The sequence below is a fragment of the Microbacterium sp. genome (assembly GCF_011620715.1).
Classification (GTDB): domain Bacteria; phylum Actinomycetota; class Actinomycetes; order Actinomycetales; family Microbacteriaceae; genus Microbacterium.
The window spans coordinates 1-5,167 of record NZ_WOYP01000051.1 but is presented as its reverse complement, the minus strand read 5'-3'; the positions used below and the strand labels follow the sequence as shown (position 1 = coordinate 5,167).

General features: G+C 69.1%; 5 protein-coding genes and 1 pseudogene. 3 read left to right on the top strand and 3 right to left on the bottom strand.

Going from position 1 to position 5,167, the window contains the following annotated elements; translation table 11 throughout:
* Position 1: 1 nt before the first annotated feature.
* Complete coding sequence (gene prmC, locus QZV84_RS05080) at positions 2 to 883, bottom strand: peptide chain release factor N(5)-glutamine methyltransferase (RefSeq protein WP_292826287.1); 882 nt, start codon at positions 881 to 883, stop codon at positions 2 to 4.
* A gap of 127 nt (positions 884 to 1,010) precedes the next feature.
* Here prmC and cysK (QZV84_RS05075) point away from each other — a divergent pair, with 127 nt between their 5' ends.
* From cysK (QZV84_RS05075) to epsC, 3 genes are read left to right on the top strand one after another with little or no spacing between them, the layout of a single operon-like run.
* The gene (cysK, locus tag QZV84_RS05075) at positions 1,011 to 1,949 is read left to right on the top strand and encodes a cysteine synthase A (protein WP_292826284.1); all 939 of its coding nucleotides are present in this window, start codon (positions 1,011 to 1,013) and stop codon (positions 1,947 to 1,949) included.
* A gap of 29 nt (positions 1,950 to 1,978) precedes the next feature.
* Positions 1,979 to 2,929: a cysteine synthase A gene (gene cysK / locus QZV84_RS05070; RefSeq protein ID WP_292826281.1), complete on the top strand. Its 951-nt coding sequence runs from the start codon at positions 1,979 to 1,981 to the stop codon at positions 2,927 to 2,929.
* Positions 2,926 to 3,507 (top strand): serine O-acetyltransferase EpsC, encoded by a 582-nt coding sequence (gene epsC, locus QZV84_RS05065; protein ID WP_292826278.1) that lies wholly within the window; start codon positions 2,926 to 2,928, stop codon positions 3,505 to 3,507. The genes cysK (QZV84_RS05070) and epsC overlap by 4 nt, the downstream gene beginning before the upstream one ends.
* A 205-nt stretch (positions 3,508 to 3,712) precedes the next feature.
* Here epsC and prfA read toward each other — a convergent pair whose 3' ends face one another.
* Together prfA and QZV84_RS05055 are read right to left on the bottom strand one after the other, a co-directional pair.
* The gene (gene prfA / locus QZV84_RS05060) at positions 3,713 to 4,792 is read right to left on the bottom strand and encodes a peptide chain release factor 1 (RefSeq protein ID WP_292826275.1); all 1,080 of its coding nucleotides are present in this window, start codon (positions 4,790 to 4,792) and stop codon (positions 3,713 to 3,715) included.
* 22 nt (positions 4,793 to 4,814) lie between these two features.
* A pseudogene (locus tag QZV84_RS05055) lies at positions 4,815 to 5,167 on the bottom strand (transcription termination factor Rho); the annotation flags it as partial.

The window sequence follows — 5,167 nt, the reverse complement described above, 5'->3', positions numbered from 1 at the left end:
CCTAGGGACGGATCGCGGTCGTCGCGCGGTCCCGCATCGTGAGGTCGGGGTGGGTCGAGGCGGCCCGCCACCCGTCGGCGGCGAGCAGCTCTCGGACGGCCTCGCCCTGCCACTCGCCATGCTCGATCACGATCATGCCGCCAGGGTGCGCGAGGCGGAGCCCGACCCGGCTGACCACGCGCACCACGTCGAGGCCGTCGGCCCCTCCGTAGAGCGCGGCCGGCGGGTCGAAGAACCGCACCTCGGGGTCGCGCGGGATCGCCGCATCAGGGACGTACGGCGGATTCGACGCCACCACCGAGACCGTGCCGTCGAGCTGCGGAAAGGCGCATTCGAGGTCGATGAAGGCGAGCTCCGCGTTGTCGGCGCCGATGAGGGCGAAGTTCTCCTTGGTCCAGACGTAAGCGTCCACCGAGTTCTCGGCCGCGAAGACGCGCGCGTGCGGCACCTCGGTCGCAAGGGCCAGGGCGATCGCACCGCTGCCGGCGCCGAGGTCGACGGCGATCGGCGCGGGCGATGCCGCAGCACGGAGCGCGTCGATCGCCAGCTGCGCGACCATCTCGGTCTCGGGTCGCGGGACGAACACGCCCGGCCCGACCCGCAGCTCGAGGTGACGGAACGGCGCGGTGCCGGTCAGGTGCTGGAGCGGCTCGCGGCTCATGCGCCGCACGACGAGCGTCTCGAAGCGCTCCGCGTCGGGCGCGCCGAGCAGGTCGCCCCGGATCGCGGCGGCTTCGACGGCTCCACGCGGGAGCCTCAGCACGTGCGCGGCGAGGATCTCGGCATCCACGTGCGCGTCGACGAGACCGGCCCGCGAAAGGCGGTCAGCGGCGCTGCGCAGGGCAGCGGCGAGCGGGAGGGCGGCGGCGGAATGGTCAGACATGAGCGGCACCCAGCCTAGATCCCCCACGACGGTTCTCCGGCGCTTGCGAGATCGTCACAGAAGGACTCACACGCGAGGGCTCGCCTAGGCTTGTCTGCGCACCCGCTGACCCCGCGAAAGGCCCGACATGCCCGGCATCCACCCTGATATCACCTCCGCATTCGGCGACACCCCGCTGGTGCGCCTCAACCGCGTGGCCGAGGGCGTCGACGGCGTCATTCTCGCGAAGCTCGAGTTCTACAACCCCGCTTCGAGCGTCAAGGACCGTCTGGGAATCGCGATCGTCGACGCCGCCGAGGCCTCGGGCCTGCTGCAGCCCGGCGGCACGATCGTCGAGGCCACGAGCGGCAACACCGGGATCGCGCTGGCCATGGTCGGCGCGGCTCGCGGCTACCGGGTCGTGCTCGCGATGCCGTCGTCGATGTCGGTCGAGCGTCGCCTGCTGCTGAAGGCCTACGGTGCCGAGCTCGTGCTCACCGACCCCGCCGGCGGCATGAAGGGCGCGGTCGCCAAGGCCGAGGAGATCGCCGCCGAGATCCCCGGCGCCGTGCTGGCCCGCCAGTTCGAGAATGAGGCGAACCCGGCGATCCACCGCAAGACGACCGCCGAGGAGATCATCCGCGACACCGACGGAAAGGTCGATTACTTCGTCGCCGGCATCGGCACGGGCGGCACGATCACGGGTGTCGGCCAGGTGCTCAAGGAGCGGGTCCCGGGCGCCAAGGTCATCGCCGTCGAGCCTGCCGACTCGCCGCTTCTGACCAAGGGCACGCCCGGCCCCCACAAGATCCAGGGGATCGGACCGAACTTCATCCCCGCGATCCTCGACCAGAGCGTCATCGACGAGGTCATCGACGTCGAATTCCCCGATGCGGTCGAGACCGCCCGCGCGGTCGGAACGCAGGACGGCATCCTGGTCGGCATCTCCTCCGGTGCCGCGATCTGGGCTGCCCTGCAGATCGCCGCGCGCCCCGAGGCCGCGGGCAAGAACATCGTCGTGATCGTTCCGTCATTCGGCGAGCGCTACCTGTCCACCGCGCTCTACGATCACCTGCGCGAGGACTGAGCAGTTCCCTCCGCGAAGAAAGGCGATCCATGCCCGGGATCCACTCCGACATCACGTCCGCCTTCGGCAACACGCCGCTGGTGCGGCTCAACGCGCTCACGCAGGGGATCGCTGCCGAGGTACTGGTGAAGCTCGAGTTCTACAACCCCGGCGCGAGCGTCAAGTGCCGTCTCGGCATCGCGCTCATCGATGCCGCCGAGGCATCCGGTGAGCTCAAGCCGGGAGGCACGATCGTCGAGTCGACCAGCGGCAACACGGGCATCGCGCTCGCCCTGGCGGGCGCTGCGCGGGGATACAAGGTCGTCCTGACGATGCCGGCATCCATGTCGAAAGAGCGGCGCACGCTGCTGAAGGCATACGGGGCCGAGCTTGTGCTGACCAACCCCTACAAGGGCATGACCGAGGCGGTGGAGACTGCCGAGCGCATCGCGGCCGAAACACCCGGGGCGGTGCTGGCGCACCAGTTCGACAGCCCCGCCAATGCCGAGATCCACCGGCGGACCACCGCTGAGGAGATCTGGCGCGACACCGACGGGCAGGTGGACTACTTCGTCGCCGGCTCAGGCACGGGCGGCACGATCACCGGGGTCGGCAGCGTCCTCAAACAGCGCAATCCTGATGTGAAGGTCGCCCTGGTCGAGCCGAAGGACTCCCCTGTCCTCACCGAGGGGCGGGCCGGGGGACACCGCATCCAGGGGATCGGGCCGAACTTCGTCCCCGGCGTGCTGGACCTGTCGGTGGTCGACGAGATCTTCGACGTCGAGTTCGACGATGCCATCCGGGTGGCCCGTGAGCTGGCCACCCGCGAGGGCATCCTCGCCGGAATGTCGGCCGGCGCAGCGGTGTGGGCTGCGCTGCAGATCGCGGCCCGCCCCGAGGCCGCCGACAAGCGCATCGTCGTGATCGTCCCGGATGCCGGGGAGCGTTACCTGTCCACCGCGCTCTACGAGCACCTCAAAGAGCCCGAGGCGACCGCATGACCGAACGAATCGGTGCCATCGCCCGTATCCGCGAAGACCTCGCCACAGCGAAGCTGCGGGATCCCGCAGCGCGCAGCGGCCTTGAGAGCGCGCTGCTCTATCCGGGCCTGCATGCCGTCTGGGCCTATCGGCTCTGGCACGCACTCTGGGTGCGGCGGGCGCGCTTCGTGGCGCGCCTGGGTTCGCAGCTCACACGCTGGCTCACCGGCGTCGAGATCCACCCGGGTGCGACGATCGGCCGCAGGTTCTTCATCGATCACGGCATGGGCGTCGTCATCGGCGAGACGGCCGAGGTCGGTGACGACGTGATGCTGTACCACGGCGTCACTCTGGGCGGTCGTCAGCGCGAGGGCGGCAAGCGGCACCCGACGATCGGGGACGGCGTCGCGGTCGGCGCGGGCGCCAAGGTGCTCGGTCCCATCACGATAGGTGCCGGCTCGGTCATCGGCGCGAACGCCGTGGTCACGCGCGATGCGCCGGCAGACAGCATCCTGGTCGGTGTTCCGGCGAGGGCGCGCATCAAGCGCGAGGGCCTCGACACGCGAGCGCTGCTCACCGCTCCCGAATACAGCATCTGACCGAACGGTCAGTCGGCCCGGTGCGGCGCGACCTCTTTCCTGAGCAAGACGAGTGGCAGCAGCCGCGTCGCCGGGGCGGTGATGATCCCGACGATCACGAGTGCCGGCACCCAGGCGATCCGCTCGGAGAGATGCCGATGCCGGCGTTCGGGATGAGGACGATCGGGATCGCCACGAACGTCGGATGATGCCGATGCCGCCGAAATCAGGCGTCGGCGGCGAGGGAGGCCAGACGCTCTTCCTCGTCGGCGGAGATGCACGACTCGATGATCGGGCCGAGGGCGCCGTCCATCACCTGGTCGAGGTTGTATGCCTTGTAGCCGGTCCGGTGATCGGCGATGCGGTTCTCCGGGAAGTTGTAGGTGCGGATGCGCTCCGACCGGTCCATGCCGCGGATCTGCGACTTGCGGGCGTCCGATGCCGCCGCGTCGATCTCCTCCTGCTGCCTTGCCAGGATGCGGGCGCGGAGGACGCGCATGCCGGCCTCGCGGTTCTGCAGCTGCGATTTCTCGTTCTGCATCGAGACCACGATGCCGGTCGGCAGGTGCGTGATGCGTACCGCGGAGTCGGTCGTGTTGACGGACTGTCCGCCGGGGCCGGAGGAGCGGAACACATCGATCTTCAGATCGTTCGGGTTGATCTCGACTTCGTCGGGCTCGTCGACCTCGGGAAAGACGAGCACCCCGGTCGTGGAGGTGTGGATGCGGCCCTGCGACTCGGTCGCCGGCACCCGCTGCACGCGGTGCACCCCACCCTCGTACTTCAGCGAGGCCCACACGCCCTGTGCGGGATCGGTCGAGGACCCCTTGATCGCGACCTGCACGTCCTTGTAGCCGCCGAGGTCGGACTCGTTGCGTTCCAGCAGCTCGGTCTTCCATCCGCGGGATGCCGCGTACTGCAGGTACATGCGCAGCAGGTCGGCCGCGAACAGCGCGCTCTCTGCGCCGCCCTCACCGCCCTTGATCTCCATGATCACATCGCGGGCGTCGTCGGGGTCGCGCGGGATGAGCAGGCGCCGCAGCTTCTCCTGAGACTCCTGCACGCGCTGTTCGAGAACGGGGACTTCGGCGGCGAACGCCTCGTCCTCTTTGGCGAACTCCTGAGCGGCCTCGAGATCACCGACCGCCAGCATCCATGCGTCATACGCCGCGACGATGCGCGACAGTTCGGCGTAGCGCCGGTTGACGCGTTTCGCGCGGGCCGCATCGGCGTGCACCGCCGGGTCGGAGAGCTCCTCCTGGACGGCCTTGTGCTCCTCGATGAGGGTCTTCACCGATTCGAACATGAAATGCTCCGAACGCCGTGCGTCAGCGAATGCTGTTCTCGTGCCCGTGGCTGTGGCCGCCGCCGGTGGGCGTGGGGATGGACTTCTGCATCTGGATCAGGAACTCGACGTTGGACTGCGTCTCCTTGAGCTTGCCGAGCACGACCTCCAGCGCCTGCTGGGGGTCCAGGCCCGCGAGGGCACGGCGCAGCTTCCAGGTGATCTTGACCTCGTCGGCCGAGAGCAGCATCTCTTCGCGGCGGGTGCTCGACGCGTTCACGTCGACGGCTGGGAAGATGCGCTTGTCGGCGAGCTGACGCGACAGGCGCAGCTCGCTGTTGCCGGTGCCCTTGAACTCCTCGAAGATGACCTCGTCCATCTTGGAACCGGTCTCGA

Coding starts and splice junctions, on each gene's coding strand:
- prmC (WP_292826287.1), bottom strand. CDS start 883: ATGTCTGACCATTCCGCCGCCGCCCTCCCGCTCGCCGCTGCCCTGCGC.
- cysK (WP_292826284.1), top strand. CDS start 1,011: ATGCCCGGCATCCACCCTGATATCACCTCCGCATTCGGCGACACCCCG.
- cysK (WP_292826281.1), top strand. CDS start 1,979: ATGCCCGGGATCCACTCCGACATCACGTCCGCCTTCGGCAACACGCCG.
- epsC (WP_292826278.1), top strand. CDS start 2,926: ATGACCGAACGAATCGGTGCCATCGCCCGTATCCGCGAAGACCTCGCC.
- prfA (WP_292826275.1), bottom strand. CDS start 4,792: ATGTTCGAATCGGTGAAGACCCTCATCGAGGAGCACAAGGCCGTCCAG.